This is a genomic window from Nocardia sp. NPDC004123, from assembly GCF_053603795.1.
This window is the reverse complement of record NZ_JBSGGG010000014.1, coordinates 130983-150687: the sequence shown is the minus strand read 5'-3', so window position 1 is coordinate 150687 and position 19705 is coordinate 130983. Positions and strand designations below refer to the sequence as shown.

The following is a 19705-nucleotide window of genomic DNA, read 5'->3' as shown; positions in this document are numbered from 1 at the left end:
CGGGGCGATCACAGTTCGGCTGGATCGACCTCGCCGGACAGGATCGCCAACGCCAGCATGAGAAAGAAGTCGCCCCAGATCAATTCGTGGCGGGTTGCCAGACCGCGCGACAGGTCGTAGCAGCCGTTCAACAGTCGCCCCGGCGACTCACCGGTCGAAAAATGCTCGCCGACAAGTACCTCGACGTCCCGGTGCCGCGTATCCCGCGTCAGTCGCGCCCGCAGCCACAGTTGCCCGACCCAGAACCCCGCCGCCCAGGAGCCGCGGCGGGTCGTCGTCCACTCCCCCGCGTCCGGCTCGGCGTACAGCGGAAATCGCTCTCGCACAGCCGCTTCGGTGACCGCGATCCTGTCGAGGATCGGCTCCAGCGCAGCGGCTGCGCGCATGCCCGGGAGTGTCCGGCCCCTTCGACCCGTCTCCGAGGTCATCAGGCATCAGGCTTCGCTCGTCGCGCGGTCCGCGCACGCCACCACCATGCCACCGCTGCGGCCACCAGGAACGCCCCCGACACCAGGGTCCACGCGGGTCCGTAGCGGCCGTCCGAGGCGTCCACGAGCGCACCGAAAACCGGTGGCCCGATGACGAATCCGGCGAAGAACCCCGTCGACACCACCGCCGAGTCGCGGCCCACGTGCTCGGGCGCGGCCGTCGCGATGACGGTCATCATCGAGACCGCATTCGCCGAGACCGCACAGCAGCCGATGCCGAGCGCGCCCAGCCACACCCACCCGCTCCACCAGGTCCCGGCGAGAATTCCCAGCGCCGCGACCGCCGCGCCGAGGGCCAAGGGCCCCAGCAGGATCGCCGGGGTCGGCAATCGGGACGACCATCGGGTCCAGCCCACTCGCCCGGCGATTCCGGCGACGCCGAGCACGGCGACGAGGGCGCTCGCCGCGCCCGCGGACAGCCCCAGCTGCTTGGCGGCGTACAGCGCGATATAGGTGTTGATCGCCGAGATTCCGGTCCCGAGCAGTACCGAGTAGCCGCACATCCAGCCCGCGTCGCCGTGCGGGCGTGCCACCACCAGTGGTGGAAGACGCGGCGGCTGCGGATCTTTCACCACCGTGAGCGCCGCCGCCACCGCGAGCGCCGCGATCGCCGCCGCCGTGGCCACGGCCGCGCGCCAGTTCACCGCGCCCGCGATCGCCGCCAGGGGCAGTCCCGCGAGAAACGCGCCGAACTGCACGCCCGACTGCTTCCATCCCGCCACGGCACCGCGCACGGCGGCCGGAACACGGGTTGCGATCAATTGATTCGTCGCCGGGTTGGCCAGGGCCTGTCCCAGCCCGGACACCGCGATCGCCGCCACCAGCCCCTCGTAGCCCGGTGCCGCCGCGAACAGGGCGAGGGCCAGCGCGGACAGCGCGAACATTCCGATCAGGCAGCGCCGGGCTCCCAGCGCCGCCACCATCGGACCGACCACCGGCGACAGTACCGCCGCCACCCCGAACCCGGCAGCCACCAGTAATCCCAGTTGCCCTGTGGCAATGCCGAATTCGCCTTCCAGCCGGGGACCCAGCGCGCCCAGCAGGAACAGCGGCAGCATGGACAGGGCCATCGCCGTGGTCAGCAGCGCCGTCAGCACCGAGCTGCGGACAGCCGTGACCGCCGGGGTTTCCGCGCGCACACTCACACCCGACAAGTCGAACGAACGGCGGCCCCGGTTCCCGCGGATTCGCCCGGGACCCGCGTCGCCGTCCGGCCCGCCGGGAACTTCCCGCCGGGCCTGCGCGACCATTGAGCCATGAGGTGCGAAACGATCCGCGAAGCGCTGTCCGCGCGAATCGACGGCGAACAGGAGCCCATCGCGGCCGAATCGGCCGATCGGCACCTGGACGCCTGCGCCGACTGCCGTTCCTGGTACCTGCGCGCGGAATCGCTGCAGCGGACGCTGACAGCGATTCCCAGACCCTCGGTACCCGACCTCACGGCCGACATCCTGCGACAACTGCCGCCGAACTCGCCGCTCAGCTCGGTCTCGTGACGATGGGCCGGTCGGGCTCCTGCCATGCGAGGACGAGGGATTCCCGGGCACGGGCCACCCGCGACCGGACGGTCCCGACCGGACAGCCGACGGCCTGGGCCGCCTCCGCATAGGACAGCCCGAGCATCTGGGTGAGCACGAACGCCTCCCGGCGGTCGTCGGGCAGGCCGCGCAGAAGGTCGGCGATGGCGAGCATTTCGGGGAAGTCGGAACTGTCACGCTCGCAGCGTTCATCGATCACGGTCTGCCAGTCGCCGGAGGCCTTCTTCGGGCGCACCGCGGCGCTCCGGATCCGGTCCACGACGGTGCGCCGGGCGATGGACAGCAACCAGGTTCGCGCCGAGGACCTGCCGGCGAAACCGGGCAGGCTGCGCAACGCGCGGAGGTAGGTCTCCTGTGTGAGGTCGTCGGCGGATTGCACATCGGTCAGATGCGCCGTGAATCGCCAGATGTCGCGGTGGGTCCCGCGAATGAATTCTTCGAGGGCGCCCCGGTCGCCACGACCGGCGGCCAGCGCGAGCGCGGTCAGCTGATCATCCGCCGAGACCGCGGGACTGTTCGGGGCCGGGTTCGCCCGGACGAGGCCGCGCGCAGACGCTGGCGCGGAAGGGATTAGGTGCATTGCCAAGCCTTCGATTGCAGACGCCACAGCAATGAGACGTCGATCGGAATCGGTCGCCGCACGATCAGCGGCGCACCGCGAAGGGGGCGGTCGATCAGTCACCGGTGGGCGAATTCGCCACCGGCAGTGAACTGTTCAGACCTGGAATGCACACGCGGGCGGGCCGCGTCGAGCCAGCACATGCCGCAGCAGGGTTTCCGACGGCTTCGGAACCCGGTGCTCCGCCACCCGCCCGGCCGGGAGACCGGCGGGCACACTCGGATGGAGATAGACGAGCAGCAGCGGCACGAAAAAACGCGCATACAGCGCGCGCAGCAATGCGAACAAAGCCCGTTCACCGCGCCACAGCCAGAGGCCGCAGAACATCGCGGCCAGGCAGTGCGCCGAGATCATCGCAGGAGTACTGGACCCGGCGCTCACGGCGCCGCTCATCCCAGCAACATGGTTCATGTGGCCGCCCGACATCGGCGCGAGCCCGAACCACAGATGCAGCACCAACTGCATGCCGGCCAGACCACCGACGATGGGCAGCACACCCCACTGCCGATCGGCGAAAGCCCATGCCACTGCGGCGGTCCCGCCGCACGCCACTACCAGCGCCGAGAACGACAGCCCGTGCCCGACCACGTGACCGTGCCCAGCGGCCGACACCGCGACGGCGATCACGGCGAAAATCGCCGCCCGCACGGCACGCGACACCGGGGTCACGAGTGGGTCGGTCATGGCGAGCTCCATCGTCGCATCACCACGCGAACGCCTGTGCCAGAGGGCTTCTCGACCTCATGTCATCCCATGAATGCAGTGGCGGGATCGGGCACACGTCGATACGACGGTGCAGGTCCCGCCCGGGTTCACCGCCGGCGGTGCGCGCACTTCGGCCGACAGGCCGGATTCATTCCGACGGGGCCGAGGTCCAGCGCTGCTCGACCTTGGCCCAGCGCCAGTAGGCGACGGCGATGATCCAGGCCAGCACGAACAGTCCGACAATGCCGAATCCGACATTGTTCAGGTTGATTCCGGCGATCCAGTCGGTGATCGGGTTGACGAAGTCGGCGTCGTCGTGCAGGACGGTGATCAGTTCGATGGAGCCGACGACCAGCGCCACCGCGATCGACAGCGCGGTGATGGTCAGGTTGTAGTAGATCTTGCGGATCGGTTCGGAGAAGGCCCAGTCGTAGGCCACGTTCATGAACAGTCCGTCGAGGGTGTCCATCAGGCTCATGCCCGCGGCGAACAGCAGCGGCAGCACCACGATCGCGTACCAGGGCAGCCCGGCCGCAGCCCCGGAACCGGCGAGGGCCAGCAGCGCGACCTCGGTGGCGGTGTCGAAGCCCAGCCCGAACAGCACGCCCACCGGATACACCTGCGCCGGCCGGCGCACCGCCCGCATGACCGGGCCCAGCAGCCGGGCCAGTGCACCGCGGGCCTGCAGGGCGGCCTCCAGCTCCTCGGCATCGAACTCGCCGTGCCGGCTGCGCTGGAACACCCGCCAGATCCCGATCAGCGCAACCACATTGAGCAGCCCGATCAGATAGAGGAACGATCCGGACGCCACCGTCGAGACGACACCCAGGGTCTTGCGGGTCGGCGAATCGTCGTCGACCAGCTCGCCGACCACCCGCGCCCCGGCCACCACCAGCGCCGCCAGCACGAACACGATCGTCGCGTGCCCCATGGCGAACCAGAACCCCACCGACTTGGGCCGCTGCCCATCGGCCATCAGCTTCCGGGTCGTATTGTCGATCGCCGCGATGTGGTCCGCGTCGAACGCGTGCCGCAGGCCGAACGCGTAGGCGGTGAAACCCAATCCGACCCCGAACACCTGCGACCCGAGCTGATAGCTGTGCGGCGCCACCGCCCCGAACAGCAGCCCGAACGCCACCAGATGGATCGCCGCGACCACCCCGAGCAGCACCCCCGCCTCGATCCAGTCCCGCCGCGACCAGTCGTGCAGGACATGCCGCAACCGACGGCGCGCGGGGACAGCGGAATTCGAAGCAGAATCGACAGACATGCGCGCAGAGACCTTCTCGGGGAACCCGCGTCCCCGCACGTAGGGCTGTGGCGATGTGAGGTCTGACTCCCGTACCGCCGTAGCGGCCCGGACACAGTGGCGCGACCGTCCCGGATTCCCACCGGGTTCCCACCATCGTCACAAAATGTTCGCCCGACTATACAGAGCAGTGCCAGCGACCCCGCCGGGCAGCGGGCCCGGACGATACCGCGCCCGAACGACATCGGATTCGTGATGGACCGTCTCCGGACGACCGGGGAACCGTGGCGCGGGGAGACCGGTCATGAGTACTTAAGTACGACAGATTCCCAGGTCCGGCATTCTTCATAACGTTGTGCTCATCAAGTTCGCACCAGCAAGGAGAACCGACATGAGCGACATCAACGAACTCGTCCAGCGCTACCTCACCGCCTGGAACACCACTGACGCCTCGGCCCGCGCGGCCCTGGTCGCCGAGTTGTTCACCGACGACGCCGAATACACCGACCCGCTGTGCTCGGTCCGCGGGCACGCCGGACTCGACGCCACCATCGCCGCGGTCCAGGCCCAGTTCGCCGGACTGGAGTTCAGCCTCGGTGCTCCGGTCGACGCGAACCACCACATCGCCCGCTTCACCTGGCACCTCGGCACCCCGGGCGCGGAGCCCCTGGTCGTCGGCTTCGATGTCGCCGCCCTCGCCGAGGACGGGCGCATCGAACGCGTCTACGGCTTCCTCGACAAGGTTCCCGCCGGGGCTTGATCGTCGCGCCGCACGCAGTTCGGCGGCGCGACGGTCGGCGATGCCTGCGCAAGGGCGACGAGGTCGAATCCATCACCGACGCTCGGGCTTCGGAGCTGCTGGCGGACCGCCGGGCACGCGGGCTGCCGGAACTCCAGCGAGGCCGGGTGGCCGCTCGATGCGGGCGGCCACCCGGTCGACGTTGATCAGCGGTAGGAACCGGCGCTCAGGTCGGCTGTTGCGCTGGGGCCCTGGGGGTTCCAGCCGAGGTCGGCGCGGGCGGCGTGACCGGTGACGGATTGGCTGAGGGCCAAGGCTTCGGCGAAGGGAGCGCCGAGGGCGGCTTCGGCTTCGGCGAGGGGCCAGATCACCGGATCGCCGGAGACACCGGCGGCCTGGGCCGCAGCGGTGGCGAGGTCGAGCACCGAGACGGCGGGCTCGGTGACGGCGTGCCAGATGGTGCCCGCCGAAGCCGATTCGACGACCTTCACGAAGAGGTCGGCCAGGTCGTCCACATGGACGGTGGGCCATACGACAGCGGAGTCGGCGACGACGACCGGGGCGTTGTGCTTGCGGGCGAGATCGACCAGGAGAGCGGGGATTCCGCCATTGCGGCCGTGCACGATGCCGGGGCGGATGACCGCGGCGCGGACGCCCGCATCGGCCAGGGCGAGAACCTGACGTTCGATGACCGGGCGGTAGCCGACGATGGGAATGGCGTTGGTGGCCGCGGATTCGTCGGCGCCATCGGTCGCGCCGAGAACCCAGACGCCGCTGGTGTAGACGAATGGCTTGCCGGTGCCGCGCAGCGGGTCGGTGAGGGCGGCGATGGCGGCGGCGTCCACGTCCGCGTTTCCACTGGGGGTGGCGAGGTTGACCACGGCGTCGATATCGGGGGTGACGGCGGCGGTGAGGGATGCCGGATCGGCGAGATCGCCGGTGCGCGTCTCGAATCCGGCCTCGCCGTCCTTACCCGGCCGTACCAGTGCCACCACCTCGTGGCCCAGTCCGGTAAAGCGCTCGGCGACTGCGGAACCCAGGTAGCCGCCGGCCCCGATGATCAGTACTCGCATGAATCTTCTCCTCCATCTCGGCCACGCCGGCCGTCTTCACGACAGCCTCGTCGGCCGCACTGGTATTCCGCTGTCAGTGGGTACGTTCTCGATTACCAGCGAACAGCACGTCAATTACCGGCGAACAGCACGCGATTCGCGTACGCGGTGTCGAAATATTCCCGGGCCTCCGCGATTCGGCCATCGGCGACGCGGAAGGCGATGACGACATCGTTGACATACTCCGCGCCCGTCACGGTGGTCGCGCGGGTGGTCCACTCTGCCACGGCTCGGTCCGCATCGGCGATCACGCCACGCACCTGCTGGCTCATGGGTTTGGTGGTGTCGAAGCGCGCCAGCATGGCGGGCAGGAAGCCGTGGAAGATCTGATCCGGTCCGACCCAGGTGCCCGAGGTCGGCAGGTCCCCGGCCAGCGTCCAGGTGGCATCGGGCGCGAAGAACTCGCTGCGCCGCTCGACCGCCTCGCCGCCCTGCAGGGCGCGAATGTAGTTCTCGATCACCGTCCGGGTCTCGTCTGTGCTGCTCATGCCATTCAGTTCACTGGAAATCCCGAGCCCGACCAAGGGGCAGCTCACACACTCAGCGATAAAGAACGCTTATCGATGCAGAGTGCCGGACCGCCGATACGGGAAAGCGCCCGTGGCGTTCGGCCACGGGCGCTTTCACGCTCGGAGAGTCAGTCCTTGACCAGTGCGACGCCGGAGGCGTCCAGGGCCTCGGGCGAATCCTCGACCGGCTCCGGCGATTCGGCGCGGTTGGGCAGCAGCACCGCCATCACGATGACGATCAGCGCCAGCGCCGCGGAGACCGCGAAGGCCAGCCGCATGCCGGACAGGTGGGCGTCGAGCGGGTTGGCGCCACCATCGGTCAGATGGGTGGCCCGCGACGTCATGACCGTCACCACCAGCGCGGTACCGAAGGCGGCGGCCACCTGCTGCAGCGTGCCCAGCATGGAACTGCCGTGCGAGTACAGGTGCATCGGCAGCGCGCCCAGGCCCAGCGTGAACACCGGCGTGAAGGCGGCGGCCAGCGACACCATCAGCAGGATGTGCAGCGCCACCAGCGCGGGATACGGCATGGTCAGCGAGAGCTGCGTGAAGCCGACGAGGGCGGCGGTGATGCCGATCGCGCCCGGAACCACCAGGACGCGGCCGCCGAACCGGTCGAACAGCCGGCCCACGGTCGGACCGAGCAGACCCATGGCCAGACCACCGGGCATGACCAGCAGACCGGTCTGCAGCGGGCTCAGGCCGCGCAGGTTCTGCAGGTACAGCGGCAGCAGGATCATCGAGCCCATCATGGCCAGGAAGGCCACGGCCATCAGGACCAGTGCCTTGGCGTAGGTGCCGGACAACAGGATTCGCAGATCCATCAGCGGGCTGCCGTTGCGCTGCAGGTACACCTGCCGGAAGACGAAGATGGCGACCAGGGCCACACCGCCGGCGACGATCAGCGCCGGAGTGAGCGCGCTGCCCGCGCCGAACTTGCTCAGGCCGTACACCAGCCCGCCGAAGCCGAGGGCCGCGAACGCCACGCTGAACCAGTCGATCGAACCCGCTTGCGGCTCACCGACGTTCTCCAGCTTGCGCAGCCCGAACCAGGTCACCACCCCGGCGATGGGCAGCACCAGCGCGAACAGCCAGCGCCACGAGCCGATCTGGAGCACCAGGCCGGAGATGACCGGGCCCATGGCCGGGGCGACCGAGATGGCCAGGGTGACATTGCCCATCACGCGGCCGCGGTCGTGCTCGGGGACGACCGTCATCAGGGTGGTCATGAGCAGCGGCATCATGACCGCGGTGCCGCCGGCCTGGACGACCCGGCCGATCAGCAGCACCGCGAACGACGGCGCGATCGCGGCCACCGCGGTGCCGAGGAGGAAGACACCCATCGCGAGGGAATACGCGCGCCGGGTACTGACACGCTGCAGGAACCAGCCGGTCACCGGAATGACCGCCGCCATGGTGAGCATGAACGCCGTGGACACCCACTGCGCGGACCGCTCGGTCACGTGAAGATCCGTCATGAGCCGCGGAATCGCATTGATCATGATGGTCTCGTTCAAGATCACCGTGAAGGTCGCGAGCACCAGCAACCGGATGACCGTTGGCGTCCGCTGCTTGGTCGAGCTAGCGGATAGATCGGGCATCGGAAAACCTCCGGGGGTGTTCGTATTCGAGGGGGTGACGCGGAATCGGCGACAGTGCCGTCCGGGGGGCCATATCCATGCAGACGGGGACAGATCACTCAACTCATCGGTCTCCGGTCAGTATTCCGGCGGGGTCCGACAGAATTCATCCGATTATCGGGTGAACCGCAGCCCCATAGCATGCTGAAAGTGTGCTGCTACCAGCACTTATCGAACTCGGCAAAATCGTTGAGTGAGGCAGGTCACGTTTGGGGGGACAGGAGCTCGGATCGGTCCCGGATCCGGAACCCGCCATGATGGAGGAGGATGCCCCGTCGCGATGGCGCGCTCGCGGGGCGGGAGGGTGTGAGAACGACCGTGGCCGAACACATTCCGCAGCTGCGTGGACGCGAGCGCGAACAGCAGGCGCTCGACACCCTGATCGAGGGTGCGCGCGACGGGCGCAGCGCGGCGCTGGTGCTGCGCGGTGAACCCGGGATCGGCAAGACGGCGCTGCTCGGATACGCCGCCGCGCGGGCGGACGCCGTACGGGTGCTGCGAGGCACCGGCGTCGAGGTCGAGGCCGAATTGCCGTTCGCCGGACTGCAATTGCTGCTGCGCCCCGCCCTGAACCGGCTGCCCGGCCTGCCGGAACCACAGCGGGCGGCGCTGGCGGGCGCACTCGGCCTCGGTCCCGGCGGGCGCGAGCCCATGCTCACCGGTCTGGCGGTGTTGTCGCTGCTCACCGATTATGCCGACGGCGCCGGGCTGTTGGTCGTGGTCGACGACGCGCAGTGGCTGGACCGGGCCTCGCAGGACGCGCTGCTGTTCGCGGCCCGGCGGCTACAGGCCGAGGGTGTGGCCATGCTGTTCGGCGTCCGCGAGGGCGAGGGATCGTTCGAGGCCGCCGGGCTGCCAGAGCGGCGATTGACCGGTCTGTCCCACGAGGCGGCGGCCGCCCTGCTGGATGAGCATGCGCTCACCCCGGCCGTGCGCTACCGGCTGCTGGCCGAGGCGCGCGGCAATCCGCTGGCCCTGCGCGAGCTGCCGCTGGCGATGGCCGCCGAATCGACGCCGGACCTCGCCGCGGGCGCGCTGCCCCTGACCGATCGGCTGCGGCTGGCCTTCCACGGCCGGATCAGTCGGCTGCCGGAGCGGACCCAGACCCTGCTGACCGTGCTGGCCACCGATGAATCCACGGAGCCCGCCGTCGTGCTGCGTGCGGCGGCGAGCCTGGGAGCGGGCATCGATGATCTCGCGCCCGCCGAGGCTGCCGGATTGTTGCAGCGCGGGACCGGCGCTGACCTGTCGATCACGTTCCGCCACCCGCTGATTCGCGCGGCGGTGTACCAACGTGCCCCGCTGGGACAGCGATTGGCGGTGCACCGGGCCCTGGCCGAGGCGCTGGACGCGCCCGAGCAGGCGGATCGGCGGGCCTGGCATCGCGCGGCGGCGGCCCTCGGTCCCGATGCCGAGGTGGCGGATGCCTTGGAGCGCAGTGCTGTTCGCGCGCGCGAACGCGGCGGCCACAAGGCGGCGGCCGCCGCCTACGATCGGGCGGCCCGGCTCAGTGATCGGCCGGAGGATCGGACGCGACGTCAGACGCTGGCCGCCCAGGCGGCGCTGGAGTCGGGTGATCTGGAGCGGGCGGCCGAGCTGGCCCGGCGCACGGCTCACGAGGTGAGCTCGGAATCGTTGCGCGCCAGTCTTTCCCAGGTGCGGGCGCTGGCCCTCTTCTGGCAGGGCAGGTTTCCGGATGCGCACCGGCTGCTGATCGACGCGGCGACGAGCATCGCGGCCACCGGACCCGCACAGGCGGCGGACATGCTGGTGCAGGCCATGCACACCGGGTGGTATCTCGGCGAGGCCGATTTGCGGGAGGTCCTCGAACACCTTGCGGACCTGCGATTGCCGGATGCGCTGCCGGTGACCCCGGTGGTGCAGTTCCTCGGCCGGCTGTTCGAGCGTGGCCCGGGCCGGCCTTTGGCATTGACGGACATTCTCGGCGAAATCCGTTCCCGGGGAGAGGTTTCCGACCAGGTCCTGTCGATCCTCTGCGGCATCGCGCTCGCGCGCGGCCAGGACGGGCCCGCCTTCGACCTGGCCATGTCCCTGGAGGGCAAGCATCGCGCCGCCGGTGCCGCCGGGCGACTGCCGACCGTCCTCTTCTTCGCCGGCGAGGCCGATATCTTCACCGGCCGCCTGCGCGATGCGCGCACGGCGACGGTCGAGGCCCGCGACCTCGCCCGCGACACCGGTCAGCAGCAGTGGGTGCGTCAACTCAGCAGTGTGCTGGCGCATCTGGACGCACTGCGCGGCGATGAGGACGAGTGCCGGGCGCAGGCCGAGCTCGGCCTAGCCGGGGATACGCCGGGAGCGATCGCGCCGGGCGCACCGTGGGCGCACTGGTCGCTGGGACTGCTCGACCTCGGGGCCGGGCGAGCGGAATCGGCGCTGTCGCGCTTCGAGCGATTGACGAAATCGCCGTTCGATCATCATATTTGCGCCACCCGGGCGGTGCCGGATCTGGTCGAGGCCGCCGTGCGGATCGGAGCCCCGGAGCGCGCCGCGGCGCCTTTCGCGAACTTCGCCGGCTGGGCGGAGTCGGTGGGACAGGGCTGGGCCGATGCCCTGGTGCTGCGCTGCCGCGCGCTGCTGGACGACGAGAATGCCGAAGACCTGTACGCGAAGGCGCTCGAGCTGCACGACCGCGAGGCCCGTCCCATCGAATTCGCCCGTACCGCTCTGCTTTACGGCGAATGGCTGCGCCGCGCCCGCCGCAAGGCCGACGCGCGCACCCGATTGCACGAGGCCCTCGAGGTCTTCGAACGGCTGGAGCTGAACCCGTGGGCCAGGCGCGCCCGCCACGAGCTCACCGCGGCCGGCGCACCGGATTCCGATCCGGGTCCGTCGCGCAGCACCGCGACCGGCCTGACCCCGCAGGAATTGCAGATCGTCCGCCTCGCCGCGCAGGGCCTGTCCAACCGCGACATCGCCGCGCAGCTGTTCCTGAGCCACCGCACCGTCGGCTACCACCTCTACAAGGCGTACCCGAAGCTCGGCGTCACCTCGCGGGGCGAGCTGAAGGATATTGCCGCACAACTTCATTGATCATCGTGCCTGCCGGGTCATGCCTTGATGAACTCGAGCAGGTCGTTGTCGAGCTGCTCGGCATGCGTGACATAGAGCCCGTGCCCGGCGGCCTGGTACTCGCGGTAGGTGGCACCGGGCAGCAGCTCGGCGGTGCGGCGGCCGGTGATGTCGATCGGCGCCGAGAAGTCGGCGTCGCCGTGCACGATCAGCGCCGGAACGGTGATGCCGCGCACCGCTTCCCGGCTGTCGGCGTGGAAGACCGCCTCCTGGATCTTCAGCGTCGCCCACGGTGCGGTCGACAGGCACTGCCGGTAGGTGAGGTCCGACTGCTCGGGCGACACCTCGGTGCCGAACTGCTCGGCGAAGTACAGCTGCGACTGCCGGGCCAGCCACTTCGGCCGGTCGGTGCGGATACGGCGCAGCATGTCCTCGAGCACCGCCACCGGAGCCCCGCCCGGGTTGTCGTCGGTGAGCTTCAGGAACGGCAGCATCGAGCTGACGAAAGCCACTCGCGCCACCCGGGATTCGCCGTGCCGGGCCAGGTAGCGGGCGATCTCCACACCGCCGGTGGAATGCCCGACCAGGGTGGCCTCGGTCAGGTCCAGGTGGTCGAGCAGGGCCGCCAGGTCGTCGACGGTGGTGTCGAGGTCGTAGCCGCCGCGCGGCCGGTCGGAGCGACCGTGGCCACGGCGGTCCAGGGCGATGCAGCGGTAGCCGAGGTCCGCGAAGAAGGGAATCTGGTACTCCCACATATCGGAAGCGAGCATGGCCCCGGCGACGAACACGATGGCCGGTCCGGTGCCGTAGTCCTCGTAGGCGAGCGTGGTGCCGTCGGTGGGGGTGGTGAAGAACATGGGACTCCCTTTGGCTCGGATCGCTGGTTCGAACTTGATGAACACCACGGTATGAAGATCCGCGTGACCGGGAATCTGTCGTACTTAAGTATTCGCGACCGGTATCCCGGCACGCGTCGACGGATGCGTTCGTCCACCCATTCCCACCATCGCCCGGAGCATCGGCATACGATTGGCAAACCAGTCGGAAAAGGCCCGGTCAGCCGGATTCGACCGGGATACAGTCAGGAGTCACCGATGACCAAATTCCTGGTGATCTACAAGTCGGATCAGTCCGCTCGCGAGCGGATGGCCCAGACCACCCCCGAAGCCCAGGCGGCGGGCATGAAGGCCTGGATGGACTGGGCGGGTCGGGCGGGGTCGGCGATCGTCGATCTCGGGTCGCCGCTGGGACCCGGATCCCTCAATGCCGACGGCGGGATCGGCGGCTTCTCCATCCTGCAGGCCGACTCCAGCGAAGCCCTTCAGGAGGTGCTGAAGGGCCATCCGCACACCGAATGGGGCGGCACCATCGACATCTACGAATTCCTGGCCATGCCGGGCATGTGACGACGGGAGTTAGTGCACGCCCTCCATGTGGCGGCTGATCCAGGGCGCGACGGCCCAGACGATCGCGCCGACGACCATGGCCACCAGGCCGGTGATGCCGAAGTACACCAGTTCGTGGGACGGGTCGTAGAACTTGGACAGCACGCCCGACATCGAGGTGCCGATGCCGACCGAGAAGAAGTACAGGGCCATCATCTGAGCGCGAAAAGCGTTGGGGGCCAGCTTCGTCGTGACCGAGAGACCGATCGGCGAGAGCATGAGCTCCGAGACCGCGAACGCGCCCAGGATGAAGAACACGATCACGAACGACACCGACTTGCCGTGGCCGCCCGCGAACAGGGTGAACAGCAGGAAGGCCGCGCCCATCCCGATCACGCCCAGCGAGAACTTGCGCGGAGTGCTCGGGGAGCGCATGCCCAGGCGGGTCCACATGATCGCGAACAGCGGCGACAGCGCGATGATCCACACCGGCTCCATGGAACCGATCCAGCTCGACGGCGCGGTCCAGCCGAAGATGGACCAGTTCATGCGCTCGTCGGAGTACACCGCCAGCACGGTGAAGATCTGCTGGAACAGCGACCAGAACACCGCGTTCGCGATGAACAGCGGCATGTAGGCGCGCACCCGCGTGCGCTCGATCGGGGTCACCTTCTCACTGGTGAGCATGATGGCGAAGTAGGCGATCGAGGCCACGACGATCACGACGGTGGTGGCGTCGGGCAGATTGGACAGGGTCACCAGCTTGGTGGCCCAGGCGAAGGCGACCACCACGAGGATCGCGGCGAAGGCCGTGACAACCTTGGGAATGGCGGTGCGCGGCAACGGGTTCGGCACGTCGCGGCCGTGCTCGCCCAGGTTCTTGCGCAAGATGACGTACTGGGTGAGGCCGATCGCCATACCGATGGCGGCCGCGCCGAAGCCGTAGTGGAAGCCGATGTGATCCTGCAGCAGGCCGGTGATCAGCGGACCGGCGAAGGCGCCCAGGTTGATACCCAGATAGAACAGGGTGAAGCCGCCGTCCGCGCGCGGATCGTCCTTCTCGTAGAGGGTGCCCAGCAGCGAGGAGGCATTCGCCTTCAGGCCACCCGATCCCAGCGCGACCAGCACCAGACCGACGCCGACACCGGTCAGGCCGGGCAGGATGGCCAGCGCGATGTGGCCGGCCATGACGACGACGCCGCCGTAGAAGACGGTGCGCTCCGAGCCGAGCAGCCGGTCCGCGATCCACGCGCCGAGCACGGTCGACAGATAGACCAGACCGCCGTAGGCGCCGACGATGCCGGTGGCGGTGGACTTGGCCATGCCGAGACCACCGTCGGTGGCCGTGTAGTACAGGTAGTAGCCGAGAATCGTGAGCATTCCGTAGAACGAGAACCGTTCCCACAATTCGACGCCGAACAGATTCGCGATACCGATGGGGTGGCCGAACAGGGTCCGTTCAGTGGCCGGTTTCGCGTCGTGAGCTACTCCTGACATACCGGCGACCCTCCCATAAAAGGCAATCCGACAGCAACCTCAGATGTTAACCTGCGTCACAATCGCCAAGGGAATGTTCATGGTGCGCGGAGCCGAGGGGCAAATGCCCTGCAGCCGCTTGATAAGTGATCTGATCAGGCAATGGACAGTGCGATGCCATCTAGAATGTCGTGTTCGCTGACAATCAGCTCGCGGATCCCGGCACGCCGCGCCAGCTCATCGGCAAGCACTTCGGCTATTACCGCGCCACCACCGATCACATCCACCCGACCCGGATGCATGGGCCCTAGCGCGGCCCGCTCGTCGTGGTTCATGCCGATCAGCCGATCGCACACCTTGCGCAGGTCGGCCAGCGGCAGGCGGGTGAGATGCACACGCTCCGAATCGTATTCGGGCAGATCGAGCGACACCGCGGCGATCGTGGTCATGGTCCCGGCCACGCCCACCCAGGTGTGCGCCCGCTCCACCGGCACCACGCCGAACGCCTGCGCCAGCCGCTCCGAGGCGAAGAAGCGCGCCGAGGCGACCTCCTCGCGGGTGGGCGGATTGCCGTGCAGGCAGCGCTCGGTGATGCGCACGCAACCGATATCGGCCGAGTACGCCGCGTGCACGCCGGACGCGTCGCCCAGCACCACCTCGGTCGACCCGCCGCCGAGATCCACCACCACGAAAGGCCCTGCGGCGCTGGACAGTTCGCCGACGGCGCCGGCGAAGGACAGCCGCGCCTCCTCGTCGCCGCTGATGACCTCGGCCTGGGCCCCCGGCACCACGCGGCCCAGCTCGACGCCGGTCATGGTGAAGAAGTCCTCGCGATTGGCGGCATCGCGCGTGGCGGAGGTGGCCACCATCCGCACCCGCGTCACACCGTGCTTCAGCATGAGGTCGACATAGTCGCCCAGCGCCACCCGGGTGCGTTCGATCGCTTCGGGATTCAGCGCACCCGTGGCGTCCACGCCCTGGCCCAGTCTCACGATCCGCATCTCCCGATGCACGTCGGTCAGATGCGGCTTACCGTCGGCGTCGCGCGCGACATCGGCGATCAAGAGCCGGATCGAGTTGGTTCCACAGTCGACGCCCGCGATCCGCTCGTGTGCTTCCGCACCGGGGGCCGCACTCCGCGCGAACTCTGCGTTGCTCATCCCTGACCTCTGAATTCGACTGGTTCTGAACACATCTCGCCGAGCGGGCCACCCGGTCCGCGCGGCGGCGCGGCCGACTCCACGCCCTCGGCAGCCTACCCATCCCGCTGCCCGGTGCGGTCGATCGAACCTCACGAGAGCGGCTGAGCTCGCGCCCTGCTCCGCATCGGTGCGCGCCCGCCGGACCGGTGCAAGCCAGTTGTTCATCCGGGCGCGGCCGGCTCATTCGCCGGCGGTCTCCGAATCGGTGCGGTACTCCTCGTATTTCGGCCAGTCGGCCGGAATGGCGGTGCCGCGCAGGCCGTGGTCGGCGGCCAGGGCGACGGCCTCGTCACCGAGCGGGTTGAGGCCCGGGCCCTTGGCCAGGGAGTGGGCGATGAGGACGTGCAGGCATTTGACCCGGTCGGGCATGCCGCCGCCCGCGAAGTCGGTGCCGAGGTCCTCGATGGCATTGCGCTCGGACAGGTAGCTGTCGTACGCGGCGCGGTAGGCGGCGGCGAGTTCCGGGTCGCGGGTGAGGCGTTCGGACATGTCGCGCATCAGCCCGGTGGTCTCCAGACGGCTCGCCTCGGCGGTCAGGCGCGGGTCCGTCAGGTAGTACAGGGTCGGGAAGGGGGTGCCGTCCGGGAGCTTGGGCGCGGTCTTGACCACCGCGGGCAGGCCGTCCGGGGTGCGGTAGGCGATGGCGAGCACGCCGCGCGGAGCCCGGCCCAATTGCTCGGCGACGATCGCGAGATCGCGCTCGCCGGGGACGTTCTCGGCTGCGGTCACCTGGGTTGTCCTTCCTCGGTGGGGGCGGGCGGCGGGGGCGCCGGTGCGGGTGGCGGGGTGGGAGCCGGGGCGGCGACGGGCTGCGGCGAGGAAACGCTGTGCCACAGCTGCGTGTACCAGGGGTCGGGCTCCCGGGGTTTGGCGGGCTGGGTCGGGATGGCCGGCTGCTCGATCTCGGGGATCTGCACGATGTAGGGCGTGTCCCCCGGCATCACCAGGCGCAGGCGGTCCCGGGCCTCGGCCTTGATGTAGTTCGGATCCTGTTGCTGCGCACGGCGATCGCGCAGGCTCACGACCTCCTCCTCCAGCTGACGATGCTGAGCGGCCAGCTCGGCGGCGTCCGAGCGCTGCGTGAAGTAGGTGCGTAGCGGCACCGCCAGGGTGAGCGCGAGCCCCGCCAGCACGGCGGCCAGCAGCACAGCGCGACCGGTGGACAGGCCGAGGATCTTGCGTTCGTGCCGTTCGGATTTCGCGGCCGCCCTGGGGGCGGTGCGACGCTTGGGAGCCGGCTTCCCGGAGGTCGTGCGGCTACTGCTCGAGCTCGAAGATTTCGCGGCGGCACCGGATTTCGGGACGGCGGCGGATTCGTTCCGCTTCCCGGCCGAGCCGCTCTTGGCGCGAGCGGAGCGCGACGGGCGCCGGTCACTTCGTCCTGCCGGACTAGTTCCGCGCGCCCGTCGCTCCGTCATCTCACACCTCGAAATTCAGTAGTAGTCCCAACTCTCGGGGTCCGGGTCGGGGCTCGAGCTACCGATTATTCAGCCTTCGAACGCGAATCGCGGGAAGGCGGCGTCACCGGCGTAGCGCGCCGAGTCGCCCAGGGCGTCCTCGATACGCAGCAGCTGGTTGTACTTGGCGACACGCTCCGAGCGGGCCGGGGCGCCGGTCTTGATCTGGCCGGAGCCGACCGCCACCGCCAGGTCGGCGATGGTGGTGTCCTCGGTCTCACCGGACCGGTGGCTCATCATGGTCTTGTAGCCGTTGCGGTGGGCCAGCTCGACCGCGTCCAGGGTCTCGGTCAGGGTGCCGATCTGGTTGACCTTCACCAGGAGTGCGTTGGCCGCGCCCTTGGCGATGCCCTCCTCCAGGCGGTCCGGGTTGGTGACGAACAGGTCGTCGCCGACGAGCTGCACCTTGTCGCCGATCTGGTCGGTCAGGGAGACCCAGCCGTCCCAGTCGTCCTCGGACAGCGGGTCCTCGATCGAGACGATCGGGTAGTTGCCGAGCAGGCCGGCGTAGAACTGGGCCATCTCGGCGGCGGTGTGCAGCTTGCCCTCGAACTTGTAACCCTCACCGGTGGTGTAGAACTCGGTGGCGGCCACGTCGAGCGCGAGCGCGATCTCGCTGCCCAGCTTGAAACCGGCCTTCTCGATCGCCGAGGCGATCAGGTCCAGGGCGGCACGGGTATTCGCGACCGACGGCGCGAAACCGCCCTCGTCGCCCAGACCGGTGGACAGGCCCTGGGACTTGAGCACCGACTTCAGCGTGTGGTAGACCTCCGCGCCCCAGCGCAGCGACTCCTTGAAGGTGGCCGCGCCGATCGGGGCGATCATGAACTCCTGGACGTCGACGCCGGAGTCGGCGTGCGCGCCACCGTTGAGGATGTTCATCATCGGCACCGGCAGGACGTGGGCGTTCGGGCCGCCGACGTAGCGGAACAGCTCCAGGCCCGAGGACTCGGCGGCCGCGCGGGCCACCGCGAGCGAAACACCCAGCAGGGCGTTGGCGCCCAGACGCGACTTGTCCGGGGTGCCGTCCAGATCCAGCAGGGTCTGGTCGACGGTGCGCTGCTCGACGGCGTCGAGACCGATCACGGCCGGGGCGATCTCGTCGAGGACGCCCTCGACGGCCTTCTGCACGCCCTTGCCCTGGTAGCGGTCGCCACCGTCACGCAGCTCGACGGCCTCGTGCTCACCGGTGGACGCGCCGGAGGGCACGGCCGCACGGGTGAGGGTGCCGTCGTCGAGAGCGATCTCGACCTCGACAGTGGGGTTGCCACGCGAATCCAGGATCTCGCGAGCTCCGACCTGTTCGATGATGGCCACGAAACGACACTCCTTCGGCTGCTGACTCGGCAGGTCGCACGGCGAACCCGTGCGCTGACGAGCCTACTGTGCCGGGATCGCGCCGCCGCATCCCCCCGTCGGCGCGCCCGCAAGATATACACACTCCCCGACTACTACGACCACACACCAGGTTCGCGGCGCGTCTCGTTCTGGACTGCGCTCCGAGTCCCCGCGCTTGTAGTGGAGGAGGGAAGAACGAGACTCCAGCGCCGCGAACCTGGCCGGAGCGGAGCGGAGGGCAAATCAGACACTGCGGCCCACGCTGTAGGCGGCGGCGCGGTAGCGGACGGTGTTCATATAACTGGTGGATTGGTTGTAGGTGAGCAGCGCCTGCTGCCAGCCGGGTGCGCCGGTGAGGTCGCCGCCCATGGCGCAGAGGTAGCGCGCGGCGGTGAGGGCCGCATCGTCGATATTGTCCGGATCGATCTTGCCGTCGCCGTTGGCGTCCACACCCCAGCGCTGCCAGGTCTCCGGAATGAACTGGAACGGACCCATCGCCCGGACGTACACCGGATTCGCCTCGGTGGAGCTCACGTCCAGAATCCGCGCGCGCCCGGGCGAACCATCCAGTGGCAGCCCGCGAATGGGCGGCGACACCGTCCCGTCATCGGCGATGTGCGAACCGCCGTGCGTGCCGTGCTGGCTCTCCACGCTCGCGATGCCCGCCAGCGTGGTCCAGCCGATCCCGCACTCCGGCTTGGACCGTGCCATCACCGCGGCCGCGTATCCGTAGGCCTCCAGGGCCAGCACCGGAATGCCGGTCGGCCCGTGCTGTTCCTCCGCCCAGTCCCGCAGCTGAATCGCGGTGCGCCCCGGCGCATCCAGGTCGATCGGCGGCAGCGGTGCGCCCGCGCCCGGTGGCATGTCGTTCGGGACGGGCGTGAGATTGCTTGTCCCGCAACCGGTCAGCAATACCAGCGCGGCGGCCGTGCCCAGCAGGCCGGCGCGGGTCAGCGGGGCCCGGAGGCCGGCCATTCGGATACGCACCCCATTCATCATCCAGATGGATCGGCGTGGAGGCGAACACCGTGAACACGGTTCGCCCGGGTCGCCGGTAACGATCGTGTTCGACCGGCCTCCGCGCGGGAATCCCATATCCATCCGCTATTTCTACGACACGCCCTTAGGTAAGGCTTGCCAAAATTCCGCGGGGGTAATACCGTCTTTCGCCGAGCCAAGATCACCATGCCACCGCCCAGCCAGGAAGGCCCTCCCGTT

Annotated in this window: 19 protein-coding genes and 1 pseudogene; 5 read left to right on the top strand and 15 right to left on the bottom strand. The window is 69.1% G+C overall.

What is annotated here, in order from left to right; genetic code table 11:
* Positions 1 to 8 precede the first annotated feature (8 nt).
* The gene (locus ACWEQQ_RS21675) at positions 9 to 386 is read right to left on the bottom strand and encodes a hypothetical protein (RefSeq protein ID WP_452349441.1); all 378 of its coding nucleotides are present in this window, start codon (positions 384 to 386) and stop codon (positions 9 to 11) included.
* A gap of 41 nt (positions 387 to 427) precedes the next feature.
* A complete protein-coding gene (locus ACWEQQ_RS21670; protein WP_452349440.1) occupies positions 428 to 1633 on the bottom strand; it encodes an MFS transporter in 1206 nt (401 codons plus the stop codon).
* A gap of 111 nt (positions 1634 to 1744) precedes the next feature.
* Between ACWEQQ_RS21670 and ACWEQQ_RS21665 the strand changes: the two genes are divergently transcribed.
* The gene (locus ACWEQQ_RS21665) at positions 1745 to 1984 is read left to right on the top strand and encodes a zf-HC2 domain-containing protein (protein ID WP_452349439.1); all 240 of its coding nucleotides are present in this window, start codon (positions 1745 to 1747) and stop codon (positions 1982 to 1984) included.
* On the opposite strand, the gene ACWEQQ_RS21660 is transcribed toward ACWEQQ_RS21665, so the two are convergent.
* The 3 genes from ACWEQQ_RS21660 to ACWEQQ_RS21650 all read right to left on the bottom strand — a co-directional run bounded on the left by ACWEQQ_RS21660 (position 1968) and on the right by ACWEQQ_RS21650 (position 4620).
* A complete protein-coding gene (locus ACWEQQ_RS21660) occupies positions 1968 to 2606 on the bottom strand; it encodes a sigma-70 family RNA polymerase sigma factor (RefSeq protein ID WP_452349438.1) in 639 nt (212 codons plus the stop codon). The two genes, ACWEQQ_RS21665 and ACWEQQ_RS21660, sit on opposite strands and share 17 nt — an antisense overlap.
* A gap of 135 nt (positions 2607 to 2741) precedes the next feature.
* Positions 2742 to 3329: a hypothetical protein gene (locus ACWEQQ_RS21655; protein WP_452341501.1), complete on the bottom strand. Its 588-nt coding sequence runs from the start codon at positions 3327 to 3329 to the stop codon at positions 2742 to 2744.
* Positions 3330 to 3498: 169 nt separating this feature from the next.
* Positions 3499 to 4620, bottom strand: coding sequence for a HoxN/HupN/NixA family nickel/cobalt transporter (locus tag ACWEQQ_RS21650; protein ID WP_452341500.1), 1122 nt, complete (start codon positions 4618 to 4620; stop codon positions 3499 to 3501).
* 370 nt (positions 4621 to 4990) lie between these two features.
* On the opposite strand from ACWEQQ_RS21650, the gene ACWEQQ_RS21645 reads away from it, so the two are divergent.
* The gene (locus ACWEQQ_RS21645; RefSeq protein WP_364625112.1) at positions 4991 to 5359 is read left to right on the top strand and encodes a nuclear transport factor 2 family protein; all 369 of its coding nucleotides are present in this window, start codon (positions 4991 to 4993) and stop codon (positions 5357 to 5359) included.
* A gap of 44 nt (positions 5360 to 5403) precedes the next feature.
* Positions 5404 to 5544: pseudogene (locus ACWEQQ_RS21640) on the top strand (topoisomerase C-terminal repeat-containing protein); the annotation flags it as partial.
* Here ACWEQQ_RS21640 and ACWEQQ_RS21635 read toward each other — a convergent pair.
* From ACWEQQ_RS21635 to ACWEQQ_RS21625, 3 genes are all read right to left on the bottom strand, one after another.
* On the bottom strand, positions 5545 to 6411 hold the full coding sequence (locus ACWEQQ_RS21635; RefSeq protein WP_452349437.1) for an NAD-dependent epimerase/dehydratase family protein: 867 nt from the start codon (positions 6409 to 6411) through the stop codon (positions 5545 to 5547).
* A gap of 110 nt (positions 6412 to 6521) precedes the next feature.
* Positions 6522 to 6938 carry a nuclear transport factor 2 family protein gene (locus ACWEQQ_RS21630; RefSeq protein WP_452349436.1) on the bottom strand — a complete coding sequence of 139 codons (417 nt, stop codon included), beginning with the start codon at positions 6936 to 6938 and terminating at the stop codon, positions 6522 to 6524.
* 149 nt (positions 6939 to 7087) lie between these two features.
* Complete coding sequence (locus tag ACWEQQ_RS21625) at positions 7088 to 8560, bottom strand: MDR family MFS transporter (RefSeq protein WP_452349435.1); 1473 nt, start codon at positions 8558 to 8560, stop codon at positions 7088 to 7090.
* A gap of 306 nt (positions 8561 to 8866) precedes the next feature.
* Here ACWEQQ_RS21625 and ACWEQQ_RS21620 point away from each other — a divergent pair, with 306 nt between their 5' ends.
* A complete protein-coding gene (locus tag ACWEQQ_RS21620; RefSeq protein WP_452349434.1) occupies positions 8867 to 11650 on the top strand; it encodes a helix-turn-helix transcriptional regulator in 2784 nt (927 codons plus the stop codon).
* Between the two features lie 17 nt (positions 11651 to 11667).
* On the opposite strand, the gene ACWEQQ_RS21615 is transcribed toward ACWEQQ_RS21620, so the two are convergent.
* The gene (locus ACWEQQ_RS21615; RefSeq protein ID WP_452349433.1) at positions 11668 to 12486 is read right to left on the bottom strand and encodes an alpha/beta fold hydrolase; all 819 of its coding nucleotides are present in this window, start codon (positions 12484 to 12486) and stop codon (positions 11668 to 11670) included.
* Between the two features lie 237 nt (positions 12487 to 12723).
* Between ACWEQQ_RS21615 and ACWEQQ_RS21610 the strand changes: the two genes are divergently transcribed.
* Positions 12724 to 13035 (top strand): YciI family protein, encoded by a 312-nt coding sequence (locus ACWEQQ_RS21610; RefSeq protein ID WP_364625100.1) that lies wholly within the window; start codon positions 12724 to 12726, stop codon positions 13033 to 13035.
* A 9-nt stretch (positions 13036 to 13044) separates the two neighbouring features.
* Here ACWEQQ_RS21610 and ACWEQQ_RS21605 read toward each other — a convergent pair whose 3' ends face one another.
* From ACWEQQ_RS21605 to ACWEQQ_RS21580, 6 genes are all read right to left on the bottom strand, one after another.
* Positions 13045 to 14511 (bottom strand): peptide MFS transporter, encoded by a 1467-nt coding sequence (locus tag ACWEQQ_RS21605; protein WP_452349432.1) that lies wholly within the window; start codon positions 14509 to 14511, stop codon positions 13045 to 13047.
* Positions 14512 to 14645: 134 nt separating this feature from the next.
* Positions 14646 to 15650, bottom strand: coding sequence for a Ppx/GppA phosphatase family protein (locus ACWEQQ_RS21600; RefSeq protein ID WP_364625096.1), 1005 nt, complete (start codon positions 15648 to 15650; stop codon positions 14646 to 14648).
* Positions 15651 to 15872: 222 nt separating this feature from the next.
* Positions 15873 to 16421: a DUF501 domain-containing protein gene (locus ACWEQQ_RS21595; protein WP_452341494.1), complete on the bottom strand. Its 549-nt coding sequence runs from the start codon at positions 16419 to 16421 to the stop codon at positions 15873 to 15875.
* Positions 16418 to 16840 carry an FtsB family cell division protein gene (locus ACWEQQ_RS21590; protein WP_452349431.1) on the bottom strand — a complete coding sequence of 141 codons (423 nt, stop codon included), beginning with the start codon at positions 16838 to 16840 and terminating at the stop codon, positions 16418 to 16420. The genes ACWEQQ_RS21595 and ACWEQQ_RS21590 overlap by 4 nt, the downstream gene beginning before the upstream one ends.
* A 339-nt stretch (positions 16841 to 17179) precedes the next feature.
* Positions 17180 to 18466, bottom strand: coding sequence for a phosphopyruvate hydratase (eno, locus tag ACWEQQ_RS21585; protein ID WP_354833209.1), 1287 nt, complete (start codon positions 18464 to 18466; stop codon positions 17180 to 17182).
* Positions 18467 to 18730: 264 nt separating this feature from the next.
* Positions 18731 to 19462, bottom strand: coding sequence for a lytic transglycosylase domain-containing protein (locus tag ACWEQQ_RS21580; RefSeq protein ID WP_452349430.1), 732 nt, complete (start codon positions 19460 to 19462; stop codon positions 18731 to 18733).
* Between the last annotated feature and the right edge of the window lie 243 nt (positions 19463 to 19705).

Bases quoted from the DNA above. Each gene is read 5' to 3' on its own strand.
- ACWEQQ_RS21610 (WP_364625100.1), top strand. From the start codon at position 12,724: ATGACCAAATTCCTGGTGATCTACAAGTCGGATCAGTCCGCTCGCGAG.
- ACWEQQ_RS21580 (WP_452349430.1), bottom strand. From the start codon at position 19,462: ATGGCCGGCCTCCGGGCCCCGCTGACCCGCGCCGGCCTGCTGGGCACG.
- ACWEQQ_RS21605 (WP_452349432.1), bottom strand. From the start codon at position 14,511: ATGTCAGGAGTAGCTCACGACGCGAAACCGGCCACTGAACGGACCCTG.
- ACWEQQ_RS21635 (WP_452349437.1), bottom strand. From the start codon at position 6,411: ATGCGAGTACTGATCATCGGGGCCGGCGGCTACCTGGGTTCCGCAGTC.
- ACWEQQ_RS21660 (WP_452349438.1), bottom strand. From the start codon at position 2,606: ATGCACCTAATCCCTTCCGCGCCAGCGTCTGCGCGCGGCCTCGTCCGG.
- ACWEQQ_RS21630 (WP_452349436.1), bottom strand. From the start codon at position 6,938: ATGAGCAGCACAGACGAGACCCGGACGGTGATCGAGAACTACATTCGC.
- ACWEQQ_RS21615 (WP_452349433.1), bottom strand. From the start codon at position 12,486: ATGTTCTTCACCACCCCCACCGACGGCACCACGCTCGCCTACGAGGAC.
- ACWEQQ_RS21620 (WP_452349434.1), top strand. From the start codon at position 8,867: ATGCCCCGTCGCGATGGCGCGCTCGCGGGGCGGGAGGGTGTGAGAACG.
- ACWEQQ_RS21600 (WP_364625096.1), bottom strand. From the start codon at position 15,650: ATGAGCAACGCAGAGTTCGCGCGGAGTGCGGCCCCCGGTGCGGAAGCA.
- ACWEQQ_RS21625 (WP_452349435.1), bottom strand. From the start codon at position 8,560: ATGCCCGATCTATCCGCTAGCTCGACCAAGCAGCGGACGCCAACGGTC.
- ACWEQQ_RS21655 (WP_452341501.1), bottom strand. From the start codon at position 3,329: ATGACCGACCCACTCGTGACCCCGGTGTCGCGTGCCGTGCGGGCGGCG.
- ACWEQQ_RS21645 (WP_364625112.1), top strand. From the start codon at position 4,991: ATGAGCGACATCAACGAACTCGTCCAGCGCTACCTCACCGCCTGGAAC.
- ACWEQQ_RS21650 (WP_452341500.1), bottom strand. From the start codon at position 4,620: ATGTCTGTCGATTCTGCTTCGAATTCCGCTGTCCCCGCGCGCCGTCGG.
- ACWEQQ_RS21675 (WP_452349441.1), bottom strand. From the start codon at position 386: ATGCGCGCAGCCGCTGCGCTGGAGCCGATCCTCGACAGGATCGCGGTC.
- ACWEQQ_RS21665 (WP_452349439.1), top strand. From the start codon at position 1,745: ATGAGGTGCGAAACGATCCGCGAAGCGCTGTCCGCGCGAATCGACGGC.